This is a genomic window from Kangiella sp., from assembly GCF_048265365.1.
Taxonomy (GTDB): domain Bacteria; phylum Pseudomonadota; class Gammaproteobacteria; order Enterobacterales; family Kangiellaceae; genus Kangiella.
On the sequence record NZ_JBLXBT010000015.1, the window covers coordinates 1 to 14915 of the forward strand.

Genomic DNA, 14915 nt, shown 5'->3' on the forward strand with positions numbered 1-14915 from the left:
ACCTTCCTCGCTGCTGAGCGTGTCGTAACCTTCTGGGCAGATTTCCTCAGCGCGAGTCTTACATCCAGGGCTTTCGGCTTTGTCACAAGCCAATACATACTCGTCGGTTGGCTGAGCGGCTGGCACACCCTCGAACGCACTGCAGCCAGCCAGCGTCAGCAAACCCCCCGCGGCAAGGCTTACGCGATAAATGCTCTTGATCATGGGCAAATTGTCTCATTCGATATAGGCACCAATGCGTTGATCGTGTACTCGGCGTAGGCCTCGGCTGACCCGTACTGGTGAAGTTGGATGATTCACGTCCGTGTCTCGCCTACCCTAGTCACCAACAGCGCAGAGCGCGCAGCGACCTAGGAGGCTCGAATGGAGCGGTCGCAGGAATGCGAGTTAAAGGGCAACGGAACGACTGGCTAAACGCCTGCAGCCCCGCCCCGTACGGGGCTTTTTTGTGCGCGACTGCTAACGCGGATTAGGCGCGTCATCCAGTTCTGCACTGTCGGGGTCGATGTCAGGGACATTGTTCATCTTCCCTCCTCGCTTGGCATGACTTCGAGGCGTAGTGCCGTCATTGTTCGGCAACTCGTCCACGCCGGGTTCGTTGCCAGGGCTGACATCGGTCCGCTCAGATCCTAACGGTGGCGGCGAACCGGGAATGACTACATCGTCTTTGCCTGCTCGCTGTGCGCGTGAAGCATCGTTGTTCTGGTTTGGGATCCCATCAGGGGCATCGGCCATCGCTTCATCTCCTCTGCCGCAGCAAATGCACTACAGGATAAGAGGAGCGTGGCGGGGCTGCGTTCACGACGATAGAGTGCCACTGGTCACATTCAATGTAGACAGGGGGCTGATGCCCTATAAACAATTAACCCGGCTGCGGCGGCCGGGTTAGATACGGATGTATCAGTGTGTCCCGATGGTGCCCGGAGCGGGAATCGAACCCGCATACCCTTTCGGATGAGGGATTTTAAGTTCATGCCTTCCCATCATCAGGCGGCATTCTGACGTATCTAGGCCCTGCCTCTCAACAAACTGATTGGCTGGGTAGGACGTTTGCTCAAGAGTTCAGCATCAAGAGGCATCCCCGGTCCCCAACGTGCACGGTTCGCGGACGGTGCGCTGCCTCTTGGGCCAACCAAGGAGCAACCACATGGCAAAATTCGCCCCTACTAAGCTAACGATTCGCTTTGTCGACAATCTGCCGCCAGCCGAGCGCGACGAGCATGGCAGGGTTCTGTCGTACTCTGTGCGCGACACCCTCACACCAGGGTTGATGGTCGTCGTGAACGCCAACTCCAAGTCGTTCGCCGTCCAGCGTGACCTGTATTCCGAAGACCGTGATGCCCATGGACGACGCGTGAAGCTCGGCACCCGCCGCGTTCGGCTGGGTGACGCCAAGCAGTTTTTGTCAATTGAAGCTGTGCGGGCGAAGGCCCTTGACGTGATTGCTCAGCTCCGCGCGGGCATTGACCCTAACAAGCCAGTTGAGCCCAAGGCCGTCCCTGTGCCGAAGAAGGAATTCACCTTCGGGCAGGCACTGGACTCCTACATCGACCGCTGCGAGCGCAAGGCACGCCGCCCAAGCACTGTTCAGGGCTACCGTAATTTGTTTGAGCGATACCTCAAGGACTGGGCCGACCGGCCATTGCGGGAGATTGGCGACGACACCCTCGGCGTCGATGAACGTCACCGCACCATCACCAAGAACAACGGCCCAGTGGCGGCCAACCAGACCATGCGCCTCGTCCGAGCGGTCTACCGTCATGCTCGTCGCAAGGTGCGCGACCTCCCGCCGCCGCCCACCGACGCTGTCGACTTCAATGATGAGAAGCGCCGGAACGTTATCGTTACCGACTGGCCGGCCTTCTGGGCAGCGGTGCAAGGGCTTCGCAACCCAGTGACGCGAGACTGGTACATCTTTCTCGCGTTTACAGGGATGCGTCGAGGGGCCGCCAGTGAGGCGCGCATAGAGCACCTGGACTTAGAGAACGGCTTCCTGCACGTGCCCAACCCGAAGGGCGGGCCAAAGCGGGCCTTCGACCTGCCACTCTCTGCGTTTTTGGTTGAGATGCTGCGCCAGCGAGTTAAGGAAAATGCTGAAGTATTTGGCAAGGACTATCCTTGGCTATTCCCGTCGCACTTCTCCGACAAGGGACATATCACTCAGGCCCATGTAACTGGCGAAGGGCTGGTCAATCCGCACGCACTGCGCCATTCATACGCGACCGCCGCTGCTGCCGTGGGCATGGACCCCTTCACGATCAAGCTCCTGCTCAACCACCAACTACCGGGCGTAACGGGCGGCTACATCCACGGCTCGGCGCTTGGAGCAACGCTTAGAGAGGCACAGGGTCGCGTATCGGCCTACTTGCTGGGCCAAATTCACGGCAACGTTCTAGCCCTCCCTAAGCGGGCTGTAGCGTAACAACCTAGGGTCGCCCAGGCGGTACGCAACGGGTAATATGTAAGGTTTTGGCGCTCGGGGTCTTCGATAGGCGAAAGGGAGTTGAGGTTACTGGCTCGACTTGAGGAGACCAGTGTTCCAAACCTATCGACTTGCCGCGAACCGCGAGACGCACCGCTCCTATGACGGGGCCGCAATGAGAATTTTAGACACCATGCTAACCGAAGATCAGGCTATCACCTCGGAAACACCTGCCCAGAGGACAGAACAGCTGCCCTTTGTTGGCAACAGCTTTGACGAGTCACAGGTTATGAAATCCGACTGCTCGTTGGTTCCCTACTTCAAAACCGATCACGGCGCGATTTTCGACCAAGACTGCTTGGTATTTCTGCGGGGGATCAAAGACTCGGTTGTAGACACAGTGTTTGCCGACCCGCCTTTTAACCTAAAGAAAGAGTACGGTGCTAGGTCCAACGACGACATTCCGGACAGCGAATATCTCGCTTGGTGTCGAGAGTGGATCAACGAGGCGGCACGAACTCTCAAGCCTGGTGGTGCTTTCTTTCTCTACAACTTACCCAAGTGGAACATGTTCCTAGGTACCTATCTGGCAGAGGCGGGACTGGAGTTTCGGCACTGGATCGCCGTCGACATCAAGTTCGGACTACCAATTCCCAAGCGACTCTACCCGAGCCATTACAGCTTGTTGTACTTCACAAAGGGCAAGCCCAAGACTTTTCGCAAAGTACGGACGCCAATCGAGCTATGCCGCCATTGCAAAGGCGACATCAAAGATTACGGTGGGCATCGTAACAAGATGAATCCCAAGGGCGTAAATCTAACGGATGTTTGGAACGACATCGCGCCGGTTCGTCACTGGAAGTACAAGTCAAGCGAGCGGAAGGCGAACGCGCTTTCTTCCAAACTACTAGATCGCGTGGTGGAAATCTCCACCGAGCCGGGTGATTTGGTAATCGACCCGTTCGGCGGCAGCGGAACAACCTTTGCCGTCAGCGAAGTGAAGCATCGGCGCTGGCTCGGCACCGATATCGACTTCGCTCCGGTTATCAAAGAGCGTCTTTCGGGCGACTTATACTTACACAAGAACACTGACGTGCTCGACCTCGGCTAGCTCTGGGCGCGTCCGTCGGTACCCTTCGGTATCCTGGGCACTTTTTCGCACGTGTCATCATGTTCGATAACGATGATTTCCAGGATACCTTCCTCGCAAGGAGTGGCGCTCCAAAGAGGGAAGTAAGGCTCCAGCTCGGCAATGTTGCCGATTCGGTCTGTTAGGAAGGGGTAAAGCTCTCGCGAGGGTACTACCAATATTCCGGCTTTGATCAGGCCCTGCAGCAGTCCGAGGCACATTTTGTTCATCGAGCGATGGCTAGAAGAAATGTTCCCCGTTTCCCACTCCAAGCAGACAATGCCCTCATCGCAATAGTACGCCGCGTCCATCCTGCCGGGCCTAATGCGCTCCCCAACTGGCCAGGGGGCTTCTGCGACCCACTCGTTGGATAGTACAGGCTGGCCTTTGGCGGTCCGTGCTTTGTGGTTCAATCCGCTGCGAACGAGACGTCGAATTGTCTCGTCTTTAATCGGCTTTACCCCATTTCCTTCGCCACGCTTCTTACCACTTTCAGGGCGGATCAGAAATTTGCCCGTACCGGCTGGCCAATCTGCGGCCCGAACTGCCGTATGGACCTCATCGCGCAATGCGGCCCACTCAGGCGAGTGGGCGAACGCTCCCTTCGAGATCAATGTCGCAACCCTGACGATTTTCATCGCTGCCGTCCTAGACAAAATGGATCGGAAGGGTAGCGCTAACCGTTACGCTCGTCGACCACGGATGCATACGGGCTAGCTAGCAAGGCGCGTGGTAACCCAACACACTCTGCCGTAAGATCTACAGCACATTGGATTACTCAAAGGTGGATTGGCCTTGAAAACGATTGTTTTCTTTAACAACAAAGGTGGCGTAGGTAAAACCACGCTAGCTTGCAATCTCGTGTCGTACCTAAAGCTAGCACTTGGCAAGAGAGTATTGCTAGTTGATGCGGACCCTCAGTGTAATGCTACTCAAGCCATACTCACGGACGAAGAATGCGAAAATATATATCTTGAAGATGCGCCTGAACTGGCAACAATCTACTCCTGCCTAAAACCATTCGAAGACGGCGAGCCCTCTATCAAAACCGGCGTGAAGCCGATATCAGGCGGAGGAAATCGATTCGGAGTTGATATAATTCCGGGTCACCCTAAGATGTCCACGATAGAAGATATACTAAGTGATGGATGGTCGGAACTGAAGGCTAGACAGATTCGCGGCCATCGAATAACCAATTGGTGCCATCATCTGACAAGTGAGCTAGCCTCAGAATACGACTATATTGTCTTCGATGTGGGGCCTTCTCTTGGCGCCCTCAATCGTTCAGTAATATTGGCTTCAGATTACATTGTAACGCCATTTGGGTGTGATATTTTCAGCTTGCTTGGAATTCGAAATATTGCTGGCTGGATCACGGCCTGGAAACAGCAGTACGATAGCTCGATCGCAGAAACTGATGCGATATTTCCGGGCAGACTTGATGAATACTCAATTATCAGAGATACCGATGCAAAGTTTAGATTTGCAGGCTACTCGGTTCAGCAGTATGTGACGCGAAAGTTTAAATCTGGGGCTCGACCTGTAAAGTCGTATGACAGAATCATGCAGGACATCCCGGAGACAGCGACTGCGGCAATGAGCTTTCTTTCTCCAAAGCATGAGGTCGAATCGTTCGAGCTTGGGCACATCCCCTACCTGTATAGCCTTATCCCAATGGCTCAAGCGGCCCGCTCTCCGATTCATCAGCTAAAAGGAGGCGACGGGCTTGTGGGAAGCCAATATGCACAGGTGGCGTCTTACGCGAAACTTATGAGTTCGATCTGCGACAGGCTCATGGCAAACATAGGCGAGGAGATCGCCTAATGCAGTGGCCTCAGAATTTGATCCGGGAAGTAGCTCGCAGACGGTGCGTTCTTTTCCTTGGTGCAGGAGTATCAGCATCCGCTGAAGCTGACGAGCAGAACCGCCCCAAGACGTGGGGGGAATTTTTGTCTGAAGCTGTGGCATTAGTTCCAGATGGATCTCACAAAGAAGAGGTAATTTCATTAATTGAAGCGAGGAATTATCTTCTTTCTTTGCAAGCTATATTTCAATACGCCGATCAAGGGGATTACCAGGCCTTGCTTAGAGCGAGTTTTAATAACCCTGCGCATCGACCAGGAGAGCTACACAAGCTCTTGCATAGACTGGACTCGAGGATCGTAATAACGACAAACTTTGACAAAATCTATGAGAATTACTGTGAAAGCACTGCTTCCAATCAGGCAGGATACAGCACCATCTCCTACTACGATGAATCACTGGGCGATCTGATAAGAACAGATGAGCGAATAATAATTAAGGCTCACGGAACTATAAATAATATTCCTCGCATGATATTTTCGAGGGCGCAGTATCATGCCGCAAAGAGGGATCACGCTAGATTTTATACGATCCTTCAGTCATTACTGCTAACCAATACGTGCATTTTTATCGGGTGCGGTATGGATGATCCGGACATAAACTTGCTGCTAGAAGATGTGAAAATTGCTTCGTCTAGCTCATGCCCGCACTATGCGCTAATTAGATCGACCGAGCAGGGTTCTATAAAGGCTCGGGATTGGGTCGAGACGTATAACATTAAGCCTTTACAATATGGGCGAGAATATACCGACCTGAATGCAGCTATCCAAGAGCTCGTAGAGGAGGTCGAAGAACTACGCGCTTACAGCCCAGAGGCCTAGCTTCTGTCATGAGTGACCTCGCTTAGGCGAGGTCGCGCTCAAAGCATAGATTCGCGCTCTGGCCTCTCTGTACCGGTTCCAGATCGCGCACAGACGGTCACCGTCCCGAATTGGAAACAAGTGATTGTCTCTTTTCGAAGAGCTGGACAGGATTGCTCTCATTCGACCGGATGCTTGGTCTATCAGAAAGGGAGAGTTGTCATGCCAGTCGTAACTATCGCCGGCACTGCCATCACCGGCTTCGCCGATCTTAATACGGTGCCTACTGGTGACCTGCTGGCGTACTACAACAACATCACCGGCAAGACCACTAAGCAGTTCTTGAAGCGCGCCAAGGGCATGCAGCAAGTCTGGGCTTTAGTCGAGCCGTTGCTCCCGCAGGCGGAAAAATCCGCACATGCCAACGTCGAAGAGGCCGCCGCTGCGCTGGAGCAAACCGTAAATGGAAACGCGTGTAGTGCCCATGCCGCCACCCTAGCCCCCTCTAAAGCGCTACGCACCACCAGGAACCCGCCGGAGGACACACCCAGCCACGAAGCCAGCCCTATTGGACTCAAGGCACGGGTTGATGACCTTTTGGTAGCGTTGGCCAGCGGCCCGCGTACCGTCGCCGAGCTGGCCGAGATGCTAGGCATGGATCAGAAAAAGGCACGCTCGACCATCGACACCGCGCGCCGTGTCGGCCATACCATCGCTTGTGTCGGGCGCGGTACCTTCGCACTGCCAGAAGCGGCCCAGTAAGTCGCAGTTACTGGCGGTTGCCGGTCTGCCCTGGCTGGTCGGGTCGTGCCGACACTGCGGACCGTGCGAGCGCACCGCTTGAACATAAAAAGGCCCGGTTCCTTTCGGTTCCGGGCAAGTGGGCACACCACAGGAGTTCGGTTAGGCAGGCGTCAGCGTTCGCTGGCCACCACGGCCAAGGATCGGGAAGCCTTCGGTGTTACCGGGGCGGCCAACAAGCGGCGTACCCTCGACAACGAATTCGGTGGCCTCGCCCAGGGCAACGACTCGGAAGTCGTCGAAGGCGTCCGGGGCAGCAGAGCGCACAAGGGCACGGGCGGCAGCTGGGGCGGATGCAGCGTCAGCGGCGACCACTACGACAGTATTCACGCCATCGGCGCGGCGGGCTTGGGGTTGGTCGGCGTACAGGATAAATTGCGGCATTGTCATTGCTCCTTGGAAGGTTGGTTGGTTCGCAGATTGGCCCGGAGGACACCTCCGAGCTGGCGGAAGACAAACAGGCCCAGGGTCTGCTCGCTGCCGACTAGGCCAGGGCCGTTCGAGCCCTTCTCGACGTTGACCCAGCCGTTCGGATGGCCCTTCAGCGGAACATAGCCAAGGTAGGCCATCAGGCGGTCAGGCTTTTCGCCTACCAGCTCGCAACAGGTGCGAGCCGTTTTCACATCGGGCCGGTCATGGCCCAGTGCGTTGGCAATCATGCAGGCAGAAGCAAGAGCGGCTGCCTCAGTCTCGGTCAGCGTGTCAAAGATTCGCTGCGCCAGTTCGTCGTTGGAAAGGCTCGCTAGATCGTTCATGCCTCACCCCCTTCAGTTTCCGGCGCGTCCTGAGTGCGCAAGCCCCGGCTGATCTTGCCGGTGGTGGTCGCGGAGCCGTTAATCACTTCGCTGAACAGAGACACCGAATCCTCCAAGGCGCGTTCAGCGTCGAGATATTCATGCATGGGCTGGAACACTTCGTGATCGTCCGGGAAGATTTCGAGCACTGATTGCGGGAAGAACGGGCGGTCAGCGGTTGGCATCCGCTCCAGTACGCTAATGACGGCGGCGGCAAGGGCCGCGTCGTTGGTGGCGGCTGCCTGTTCAGCGGCGTGTTTCAGCGCCAGTGGACCAGCGCCAACCAGATTCGCCATGTAGGTCGCACGGCGGGCATCGCCCAGGGTCTGTGAATCCAGCACGGCGAACGGGTTCGATAGAGCATCTTTCGACAGGGCCAGCAGCTCGCGAGCGCCAGCCAAGTCTTTCTTGATCGCGTCGGCTCGCTCGCGGGCTGCCTTACGAACATCCTTCACTTGGGAATCGGCCTTGCGACGGGCGAACAACTCACGCTCAGACTTGGGCATGTCGATTCGACCTACCTCTTCCATGGCGCGTTTAAAGGCTACTGCGGGGGCATTCACTACGGCATCGCGTAGTTCGCGCAGGGTCGCTTCGTGGTGCTTCAGCGAGGCGCGGAGTTCTTGGACGTGGCCTCGATTGAGCACGCGTTTAATCTTGAGTTTGGACATGCAGCTTCTCCACCTTGGATAAAGCGGCACCGGGACCATTCCCAGCACCTGCACGAGAATCATTCCTCATGCATCTGGGGTGCGCTGTCAGTTTTGGCGGCCAGAACAGGCCGAGTAATGTCTAGTTACCCAGGTGGGTGAGCGAGACGGGAGGCGCGGCGTGTTAGACGGTCCGACCGTGCGGGCTGCGGACTTTCCGGGCCGGTGGGATGACCAACCGGGTCGTGCCTTTCGCTTTCTCCCCGAACTGCTTCTCCCATAGGTCCATGCCTTCGTTGTCCTGCTGGTAGTCCGGCATCAAGAAACCAAACGGCGTTCGGCGGGCGGGAACGCCATGCTCTGCTTCGAAGCTCACCAGCCCCCGCACCTGGAAGAGAAAGTCACCGATCATCGTCCACCCCCAGCAGGCCCACGGGTTCCGGTTCAACGTCCCGAAGGTCGCCCCGAGCCACGGCAATATCGGTAAGCAGGCCCAGGAGCAACTGGCGCTTGTCCTCGTCCAGCAACAGAACGTCCTCCGGCTTCAAGGTCAGCGCGTGGCCGCCGTACAGTTCCTGGGTGACGTTGAGGTTCGCGCTAAGTTCTACGGCACGTCGCTCGATGTACTTGTTCGGCATCAGCGCCTTGGCGCGAATTTCCAGCAGGCGGTCGCTGTACTTGGTGATGGTGCCCACCAGCTCGCCTTTCTGGTATACGGGTTCTTCGTAGCCTTCCACGGCGCGGCGGTGAAGCTCCAGCTCGACGCTGCCCGTTGCTTGTTCGATGGCGTCGTCCCAGGCAGCTGCGAATTCTGGATCGTTCCGCCGCAATATGTAGAACGAAGGGGCGCAAGTGCCGTGGGCGTGAGGGCTGGCAGCGCGGGCGGCGGCGCTCACGATCCCATGTTTACTCAATTCAGAAAGGAACACCGCTTTCCTTTCGTCGGTCATCGCTGCATTCGCTACCGGCATCCCCGGCTTGCGGCCCACGGGAGCGCCGGGGCGGGCACCGCCTCCGGTTTTAGGCTTGATACTCATTTCAATATCCCTCTCCAAATACAGCCACCGCCCGTAAGCGGATGGCCTCGTCTTCAACTGATAACGTGCCTGTGAATAGCTGGCGCTGGCGAGCCCAGGGGCACGGAAGCCGGGCGGTCAGGAAACGACGCGCCGAGCGGACTATCCGATCTGGCGAACCGAAGCCCTTACGGTATTTCACGGTCTCCGGCGTTGAGTTCGCGTCCTCCCAGGCCTGGAGCAACACGGCGGCGGCGAGCTGTCGTTCCGGCATTTCCGGCGACTCGTCTTCGTCTCGCTCGATCTGGTAGTGAGTTTCGGTGCCGCTTCGGGCGCGTGCAGTGAATGTCATGCGGTCCCCCGGCCTTTGCATCTCAAGGAATCATCTCGGCAAGGGAAAGGCGGCGATATCAGTTTTGCGGCGTAGACGGTTCGCTCACACGGTTCGCCCAGGTGAATACGGCTGCAGCCCTTGGCTGGCGGGCGGGGCGCGGTAACTCGAACTTGCCAGTGATATTCCTGCGGGCCTCCGAGGCGGAGCTAGGCGCGACGGCACGGCCCAGGTAGGGCAGCGGCTGGGTGCTTTGCTGGCTGGCGCTCTCGGGGCGGGAGGACGGCCCAGGGAGCAACGGCACACGGGGCTGGTGGTTCGCGTGCGGGCGCGAGAGTGTCAGTTGAATTGGATAACGCAGAAGATGCACCACCCGGTGGCTCCATGCCCATTGCGGGTATAACCCGCTTGCTCAGCCTACCCGCAGCAAACCCGCACCCCTGTATAGACGGGGCTTACGGCGGGTTTAGCGAGTTTTTTATTAATCATTAAAAGAATAAAGAACTCGCCACCCCGCACCCTGGGCACCTCTCGGCCTAGCGACTTAAAACAACACGCGCAAACCCGCGCACCCGCTGTAAGCCCCGTCTCTACAGGGATTGAGCCTTGCGGGTCTGTTGCAAACCCGTATGCGGCTGCGGAGCAAACCCGCGCACCTGGGCCAGCCACCCCGGCGCAACCGCCCAGACAGCAGAAAGGGGGCCGAAGCCCCCCTCACCGTTATCGCCCCCACCACGTTAAAAGGCGGGTTTATCCAGCCCGACCCATTCATCAATGTCCGCATCCCATTCCACCCCGGCAACCGCCTGCGATAGCTTTTCGCGGAACTCCTGTAGCGATCCGACGAAGTATCCTCGTGGGTTAGCATGCACCTTCTGTAGCCCGATCTTATTGGCGGCCCGCCCGACCATGGTTGGGTTGATCGAGCAACTCCGGTACTTCTGCCGGACGTGAGCCATGAATGCCTCCGTCGAGAAGTAAACGGCGTCCCCCTTCCAGTGGATGATGGGGCGTGCTGTGCCGCCCTCAGAGACGGATTGCGGGAAGGTGCCCAGTTGAGCACACTCCACCAGTTCGCGCTCGAACGGACCCAAGGAATATGCTTTCTGTTCCTCCAGCGCCTTGGTGCTGGGCACGACCCGAACCTCGTAGTCCGACAGGTCGTAGGTCAGCAAGTAATGAAGAAGATTCTCCATACCGCCCGCATCGAGTCTTTCGCGCAAGCTACGGAAATAATCTCGATCTTGGCGATGGTCGTTGCCCATATCCAGTACGAAGAATCGACGTTCGAACTCGCCAGCAGGCACCACCCAGTCTGAGTTCGACGCCATGAGCACATGAAGGAAGTTCGGGCTAATTTCTGCATCCACCCCTTTGCCCTCGACCACGAGCGTTTCCTCAGTGATGGTTGTCTTCAGTATCGACTCGTGGCGTTTGTCGCCCGCGTAGAACGCCTCGTCTGCGAAGAGCACCACGCAATCGCGAAGGTGAGCGTTGAATGAGCCCACCAAGTGCTTCGGGTCAGAGACCTGCATGAAATGTCGCCCAAACAGGTTGCCGAGCACCTTCGCAAAGAATGATTTTCCGGTGCCACGTTGCCCGCGAAGGACGATTGCCACTTCACCGGGGCTGTCCGGCTGCTGCACCGTGCGGGCCATCCACCCGAGCAGATAGCGGTAGTGCTCTTCGTTACCTTGGCAGACGTTGATGCGGACGTGATCGAGGAACGGTAAGTGACCCTCCCCAGGAACTGCATCGACGGCGAAGCCTTTCCACAGGTTGTAGACGTTCGGTGGCACCTCACGCCCCGGCAGAAACACGATGCGCTCGAATTGGCGGCGATTCAGCTGTTCCAGCCACCAGTGGCCCGCCTTCGCATACCTGACGTTACCTTTGCCATCGTCGCCAGCAGCAACCTTGATATGCATGTGGCGGTTGCGGAAATCCTCGAATGACTGGCGACTAATCTTGTGCCGCTTGAGTCCTTCGTCGTACACCTCGCTAATGATTCGACACTTACCGCCCATGTCGCCGATGACAGCGAACTTCTCGTTCAGCTCGCGCAGGACAGGATTGATGGCGTCTTCGTGGGCGCGTTCGATCTGTCGGAGCGCGTATTTTTCGGGGCGCTTGTGTTCAACGACTGATTCAGCGATGCCAAACGATTCGTCGGTGAGGATGGCGAAAATTACATCGTCCGGCACACTTCGGCGCACCAGCTCACATGCACAAGCGAACAAGGCTTCGGAACGGCTGGGATATTTGTGCGGCTCGTCGGGATCTTTGCCCTGAACAATGAGCACCTTCAACCAGTCCGGCACCTCCCACTTGTCGAGGTCATCGACGGAATCCAACCGCTGGACGTTGCCCGAAATCACCACTGACCGCCCAGAGAAGCCCGATCCGGCGTCTTCTTGCACCTTGGGCGCAGCAGTGAAGTCCGACAATGGATAGACGTTCTCGTTGAACTCGACGAGGGTAGCCAGCGCCTTGACCCGACCTTGCTTCCGCTTCTTCGCGTCCGGGAGGTTCATCGTGCCCGGCAGGCGCATGATCCGGTCGACGTTGTGGCAGTTATCCGCGCCGAATTGACGTTCCAGATGAATGTTGTACCGCTCGAAGTCCTCCGCCTGGGGTAGGTCACCGCCGATCCGTACCGGCTCCGCCAAGCGCCAGAAGGCTTGGTAGCCGCCGCCCGAAAAGACGATGACCGAGGGCGCGGGGGTGGCTGCCCGTAGCAAGCACAAGGCGCGTTCCTGCTCTTCGCCGATGTCCTCGCCTGCACGCGGGTCGATGTCTATGTGGAGGCAGCAAGCCTCACCGATATCCGTTTTCTCGGCCTTCTTGCGAATGTCGTGCATTGGCCGATTGGCACTGAAATAGATATTCAACTTACCGTTGCGGTCGTCGATCCACTCGCAGCAAGCAGGCTCCTGCCCAGGGTTGAAGGTCGCGGTTTGGATAACTTTCTTGTCCGGCGAAATAGCAGTGAGTGACCACGGCCCGTCCGGATGGAAGCGTTGCAAGAAACTGATTGGCTGAGTGGCCTCCATAGTGGAAGATTCATCTTGCACCAGTCGTGTCACTTCGTTAGCGGCCCCTGTCAGGTCTACATCCTGCCGGGGGCTTCTTTCATTCTGGGCGGTGCTCATAGGCCACCACCCTTGGTCTCGAAGCGAGGCAGTGCTTCTACGAAGGCGTCCAACTCGCGAACGTCATACAGGACGACAACGCCGTGTTTACGATACGGCGGACCTTTCTTCATTTCGCGCAAGCGGGCGAGGTGCGGGACGGATAGACTCAGGTACTCCGCAGTCTCTTTGGCACGGAGCCACCGCTTGGGGATTACGATTTCTACAGGGGCTTTGTGGCTCGGGGCGGACTCGGTCACGCCACCGGAACCACGAACATTGCTGTTCGACATGGTTGCACTCCGGATTGGCGTCGAGATTCGGCGCAGCCATCTCAAGCTCTGGCCCCGCTTCGCCCCTTCGACCCGACAATCTGAGGCGTTGCTGTCTGGCATCCCTTCATGGGAAGGAGCCGCCGAAGCTCCTTAACTGCCGACAAAAACAATTCTCCGGTATCTGCGCTCCCAACAGCAACGGGCGGCCCGTTACTCATGACACCGGCACCCAGTTTCTTGAGATGGTGCACGGTCTGTCTCACGGCTCGCAGGCCAGCCCAGCAGGTGCAGCACCTGCCAGACCGGGCCGGAGTGGTAACTGTGGGTTACCGCTTCACTGCACTCCTACTTCCTGCGTCTTCGCTTGTCGTTCAGCGCAATACGCTTCGACCAACGCAGTTATTTGCTCGCAGAGGTCTCGGGAATCTTCTTCTTCAGTAAAGCAGGTCATCGTGTCCGCCAACAACCGTATACCGCTGAAGACGATTTCTTCCTGTTCCCGCTGGGGAAAGTCCAACTCTAGGACAATGCCCAGCGCATCCGTGGCGAGTACGTATCCGGGAACAGTGCCGCTGCAATCATCCCAGTGCCCCGACTGAAGCTCTTCGAGAAGATACCGAATATCTTCGACGCCCCAGTCGGCCCAGGTACCGAATCGCAAGACACGGTTCTGATTGTGGAGAAGTTGTCGAACAGCGTTCAGCGAGTCGATGACGTCTTGTTCGGCTTGGTCGATTTGTGTGTGGATGTTCATGTTTTGCTCCTGTTAAACCGAGGCGGCTGCCTCTGGTGGAGCAAACTTTCGCAGGAAACCGACTGGGCCTCTCCCCGTTGAATCGAGGCCCGTTTGGATGCCTATTTACGGGGCGCGGCCTGCAGGGCGCTGCGGACGTTGGCCCAAGAGACTCTTTCATCGAACTGCTTGCACACGCTAAATAAAGCGCGCTCGTCGGGCAGTGGCGTGGTGCCGCTACCGCTGCCGTAGGTGTGCAAGTCGAGCTCCCAGGCGACGGCCTTCAGGGCTGCCATGCTGACGCCAGTGTCACCGACCGGAAGGCGACCGGGTTCGCCGGTCATGGCAATGATCGTTTCTTCTATGGTCTTCAGGAATGAATTCGGGGAGGAGCAGCCCATCATGCTCTCGGCTGTCTGCTCGATCTGTGTCCGAGCGTCCGGGGATAGGCTGCCCAGCGCTTTCTGTAACCGCTGGCGGAAGCGTACTAGCTCTGGGCGGAGCGAGGACAGTTGCGCCCACTCTGCGGCCGCTTCCTGCTCACGCTGGATGGCTGCATCCCAAGCGGCACGCGCCTTGGCGAGGTCGGCTTCGTCGATGGTCATAGGAGGGGAACGACTGCCCAGACGGTTCGCTGGACGGTTCGTGAAGTATTGGTGCCCGGAGCGGGACTCGAACCCGCACGCCTTTCAGCTCCGGATTTTAAGTCCGGTATGTCTACCAATTTCATCATCCGGGCCTGCTAAAACAACAGGTTACAGCTGTTTGTCACCCGTGTTCAAGTCATCCCCAGCGGGTGTTCTGGGCTGCCCGGTAGGTAGAATCTCGGCAGAGACGCAGTAATTTTAAGTCCCTTGCGTCTACCAGTTTCGCCATCCGGGCGGGACGGTGATGCGCGATCACAATCGCGGCGCAGGACTATAACGAGGCTCTGGTCGAGGCGCAACCCGAACGGCACAACGGCGCGTCT

At 57.6% G+C, this 14915-nt stretch carries 19 protein-coding genes and 1 tRNA gene; 6 read left to right on the forward strand and 14 right to left on the reverse strand.

Going from position 1 to position 14915, the window contains the following annotated elements; translation table 11 throughout:
* Nucleotides 1-210: hypothetical protein (locus ACN0VI_RS14885; RefSeq protein WP_417447336.1), on the reverse strand; the 210-nt coding region annotated here is incomplete at its 3' end.
* Nucleotides 211-459: 249 nt separating this feature from the next.
* The gene (locus ACN0VI_RS14890) at nucleotides 460-735 is read right to left on the reverse strand and encodes a hypothetical protein (RefSeq protein ID WP_244153207.1); all 276 of its coding nucleotides are present in this window, start codon (nucleotides 733-735) and stop codon (nucleotides 460-462) included.
* A 412-nt stretch (nucleotides 736-1147) separates the two neighbouring features.
* Here ACN0VI_RS14890 and ACN0VI_RS14895 point away from each other — a divergent pair, with 412 nt between their 5' ends.
* Both ACN0VI_RS14895 and ACN0VI_RS14900 read left to right on the forward strand, forming a co-directional pair.
* Nucleotides 1148-2422: a tyrosine-type recombinase/integrase gene (locus ACN0VI_RS14895; protein WP_417447337.1), complete on the forward strand. Its 1275-nt coding sequence runs from the start codon at nucleotides 1148-1150 to the stop codon at nucleotides 2420-2422.
* Between the two features lie 175 nt (nucleotides 2423-2597).
* Nucleotides 2598-3533 (forward strand): DNA-methyltransferase, encoded by a 936-nt coding sequence (locus ACN0VI_RS14900; protein WP_417447338.1) that lies wholly within the window; start codon nucleotides 2598-2600, stop codon nucleotides 3531-3533.
* Here the strand turns inward: ACN0VI_RS14900 and ACN0VI_RS14905 are convergent.
* A complete protein-coding gene (locus ACN0VI_RS14905) occupies nucleotides 3530-4189 on the reverse strand; it encodes a hypothetical protein (protein ID WP_417447339.1) in 660 nt (219 codons plus the stop codon). The genes ACN0VI_RS14900 and ACN0VI_RS14905 overlap by 4 nt on opposite strands.
* A gap of 157 nt (nucleotides 4190-4346) precedes the next feature.
* On the opposite strand from ACN0VI_RS14905, the gene ACN0VI_RS14910 reads away from it, so the two are divergent.
* From ACN0VI_RS14910 to ACN0VI_RS14920, 3 genes are all read left to right on the forward strand, one after another.
* Complete coding sequence (locus tag ACN0VI_RS14910) at nucleotides 4347-5375, forward strand: ParA family protein (RefSeq protein WP_417447340.1); 1029 nt, start codon at nucleotides 4347-4349, stop codon at nucleotides 5373-5375.
* Nucleotides 5375-6235 carry an SIR2 family protein gene (locus ACN0VI_RS14915; RefSeq protein WP_417447341.1) on the forward strand — a complete coding sequence of 287 codons (861 nt, stop codon included), beginning with the start codon at nucleotides 5375-5377 and terminating at the stop codon, nucleotides 6233-6235. Before ACN0VI_RS14910 ends, ACN0VI_RS14915 begins: the two co-directional genes overlap by 1 nt.
* A gap of 201 nt (nucleotides 6236-6436) precedes the next feature.
* Nucleotides 6437-6976 carry a hypothetical protein gene (locus ACN0VI_RS14920; protein WP_417447342.1) on the forward strand — a complete coding sequence of 180 codons (540 nt, stop codon included), beginning with the start codon at nucleotides 6437-6439 and terminating at the stop codon, nucleotides 6974-6976.
* Between the two features lie 141 nt (nucleotides 6977-7117).
* Here the strand turns inward: ACN0VI_RS14920 and ACN0VI_RS14925 are convergent, their stop codons facing one another.
* The 6 genes from ACN0VI_RS14925 to ACN0VI_RS14950 all read right to left on the reverse strand — a co-directional run bounded on the left by ACN0VI_RS14925 (nucleotide 7118) and on the right by ACN0VI_RS14950 (nucleotide 9827).
* Entirely contained in the window at nucleotides 7118-7399 is a 282-nt protein-coding gene (locus tag ACN0VI_RS14925; protein ID WP_417447343.1) for a hypothetical protein, read from the reverse strand.
* 2 nt (nucleotides 7400-7401) lie between these two features.
* Complete coding sequence (locus ACN0VI_RS14930; protein WP_417447344.1) at nucleotides 7402-7770, reverse strand: hypothetical protein; 369 nt, start codon at nucleotides 7768-7770, stop codon at nucleotides 7402-7404.
* Nucleotides 7767-8480 (reverse strand): hypothetical protein, encoded by a 714-nt coding sequence (locus ACN0VI_RS14935; protein ID WP_417447345.1) that lies wholly within the window; start codon nucleotides 8478-8480, stop codon nucleotides 7767-7769. Before ACN0VI_RS14935 ends, ACN0VI_RS14930 begins: the two co-directional genes overlap by 4 nt.
* 163 nt (nucleotides 8481-8643) lie before the next feature.
* Nucleotides 8644-8871, reverse strand: a complete 228-nt coding sequence (locus tag ACN0VI_RS14940; protein ID WP_417447346.1) for a hypothetical protein — start codon at nucleotides 8869-8871, stop codon at nucleotides 8644-8646.
* Complete coding sequence (locus tag ACN0VI_RS14945) at nucleotides 8861-9496, reverse strand: hypothetical protein (RefSeq protein ID WP_417447347.1); 636 nt, start codon at nucleotides 9494-9496, stop codon at nucleotides 8861-8863. The genes ACN0VI_RS14940 and ACN0VI_RS14945 overlap by 11 nt, the downstream gene beginning before the upstream one ends.
* A gap of 1 nt (nucleotide 9497) precedes the next feature.
* Nucleotides 9498-9827: a hypothetical protein gene (locus ACN0VI_RS14950; protein WP_417447348.1), complete on the reverse strand. Its 330-nt coding sequence runs from the start codon at nucleotides 9825-9827 to the stop codon at nucleotides 9498-9500.
* A 315-nt stretch (nucleotides 9828-10142) separates the two neighbouring features.
* Here ACN0VI_RS14950 and ACN0VI_RS14955 point away from each other — a divergent pair, with 315 nt between their 5' ends.
* Entirely contained in the window at nucleotides 10143-10298 is a 156-nt protein-coding gene (locus ACN0VI_RS14955) for a hypothetical protein (protein ID WP_417447349.1), read from the forward strand.
* A 245-nt stretch (nucleotides 10299-10543) separates the two neighbouring features.
* Here the strand turns inward: ACN0VI_RS14955 and ACN0VI_RS14960 are convergent, their stop codons facing one another.
* From ACN0VI_RS14960 to ACN0VI_RS14980, 5 genes are all read right to left on the reverse strand, one after another.
* Entirely contained in the window at nucleotides 10544-12958 is a 2415-nt protein-coding gene (locus ACN0VI_RS14960) for a DUF5906 domain-containing protein (protein WP_417447350.1), read from the reverse strand.
* Nucleotides 12955-13332: a helix-turn-helix domain-containing protein gene (locus ACN0VI_RS14965; RefSeq protein ID WP_417447351.1), complete on the reverse strand. Its 378-nt coding sequence runs from the start codon at nucleotides 13330-13332 to the stop codon at nucleotides 12955-12957. Before ACN0VI_RS14965 ends, ACN0VI_RS14960 begins: the two co-directional genes overlap by 4 nt.
* A 214-nt stretch (nucleotides 13333-13546) precedes the next feature.
* On the reverse strand, nucleotides 13547-13966 hold the full coding sequence (locus ACN0VI_RS14970) for a hypothetical protein (RefSeq protein ID WP_417447352.1): 420 nt from the start codon (nucleotides 13964-13966) through the stop codon (nucleotides 13547-13549).
* A 101-nt stretch (nucleotides 13967-14067) separates the two neighbouring features.
* Nucleotides 14068-14550, reverse strand: a complete 483-nt coding sequence (locus ACN0VI_RS14975) for a hypothetical protein (RefSeq protein WP_417447353.1) — start codon at nucleotides 14548-14550, stop codon at nucleotides 14068-14070.
* A 49-nt stretch (nucleotides 14551-14599) separates the two neighbouring features.
* A tRNA-Leu gene (locus ACN0VI_RS14980) sits at nucleotides 14600-14684 on the reverse strand.
* Nucleotides 14685-14915: the final 231 nt, after the last annotated feature.

What these genes read in the sequence shown, in the direction of transcription:
- ACN0VI_RS14915 (WP_417447341.1), top strand. Translation starts at nt 5,375, where the DNA reads ATGCAGTGGCCTCAGAATTTGATCCGGGAAGTAGCTCGCAGACGGTGC.
- ACN0VI_RS14960 (WP_417447350.1), bottom strand. Translation starts at nt 12,958, where the DNA reads ATGAGCACCGCCCAGAATGAAAGAAGCCCCCGGCAGGATGTAGACCTG.
- ACN0VI_RS14950 (WP_417447348.1), bottom strand. Translation starts at nt 9,827, where the DNA reads ATGACATTCACTGCACGCGCCCGAAGCGGCACCGAAACTCACTACCAG.
- ACN0VI_RS14930 (WP_417447344.1), bottom strand. Translation starts at nt 7,770, where the DNA reads ATGAACGATCTAGCGAGCCTTTCCAACGACGAACTGGCGCAGCGAATC.
- ACN0VI_RS14970 (WP_417447352.1), bottom strand. Translation starts at nt 13,966, where the DNA reads ATGAACATCCACACACAAATCGACCAAGCCGAACAAGACGTCATCGAC.
- ACN0VI_RS14895 (WP_417447337.1), top strand. Translation starts at nt 1,148, where the DNA reads ATGGCAAAATTCGCCCCTACTAAGCTAACGATTCGCTTTGTCGACAAT.
- ACN0VI_RS14900 (WP_417447338.1), top strand. Translation starts at nt 2,598, where the DNA reads ATGAGAATTTTAGACACCATGCTAACCGAAGATCAGGCTATCACCTCG.
- ACN0VI_RS14920 (WP_417447342.1), top strand. Translation starts at nt 6,437, where the DNA reads ATGCCAGTCGTAACTATCGCCGGCACTGCCATCACCGGCTTCGCCGAT.
- ACN0VI_RS14965 (WP_417447351.1), bottom strand. Translation starts at nt 13,332, where the DNA reads ATGCCAGACAGCAACGCCTCAGATTGTCGGGTCGAAGGGGCGAAGCGG.
- ACN0VI_RS14940 (WP_417447346.1), bottom strand. Translation starts at nt 8,871, where the DNA reads ATGATCGGTGACTTTCTCTTCCAGGTGCGGGGGCTGGTGAGCTTCGAA.
- ACN0VI_RS14975 (WP_417447353.1), bottom strand. Translation starts at nt 14,550, where the DNA reads ATGACCATCGACGAAGCCGACCTCGCCAAGGCGCGTGCCGCTTGGGAT.
- ACN0VI_RS14925 (WP_417447343.1), bottom strand. Translation starts at nt 7,399, where the DNA reads ATGCCGCAATTTATCCTGTACGCCGACCAACCCCAAGCCCGCCGCGCC.
- ACN0VI_RS14935 (WP_417447345.1), bottom strand. Translation starts at nt 8,480, where the DNA reads ATGTCCAAACTCAAGATTAAACGCGTGCTCAATCGAGGCCACGTCCAA.
- ACN0VI_RS14945 (WP_417447347.1), bottom strand. Translation starts at nt 9,496, where the DNA reads ATGAGTATCAAGCCTAAAACCGGAGGCGGTGCCCGCCCCGGCGCTCCC.
- ACN0VI_RS14905 (WP_417447339.1), bottom strand. Translation starts at nt 4,189, where the DNA reads ATGAAAATCGTCAGGGTTGCGACATTGATCTCGAAGGGAGCGTTCGCC.
- ACN0VI_RS14890 (WP_244153207.1), bottom strand. Translation starts at nt 735, where the DNA reads ATGGCCGATGCCCCTGATGGGATCCCAAACCAGAACAACGATGCTTCA.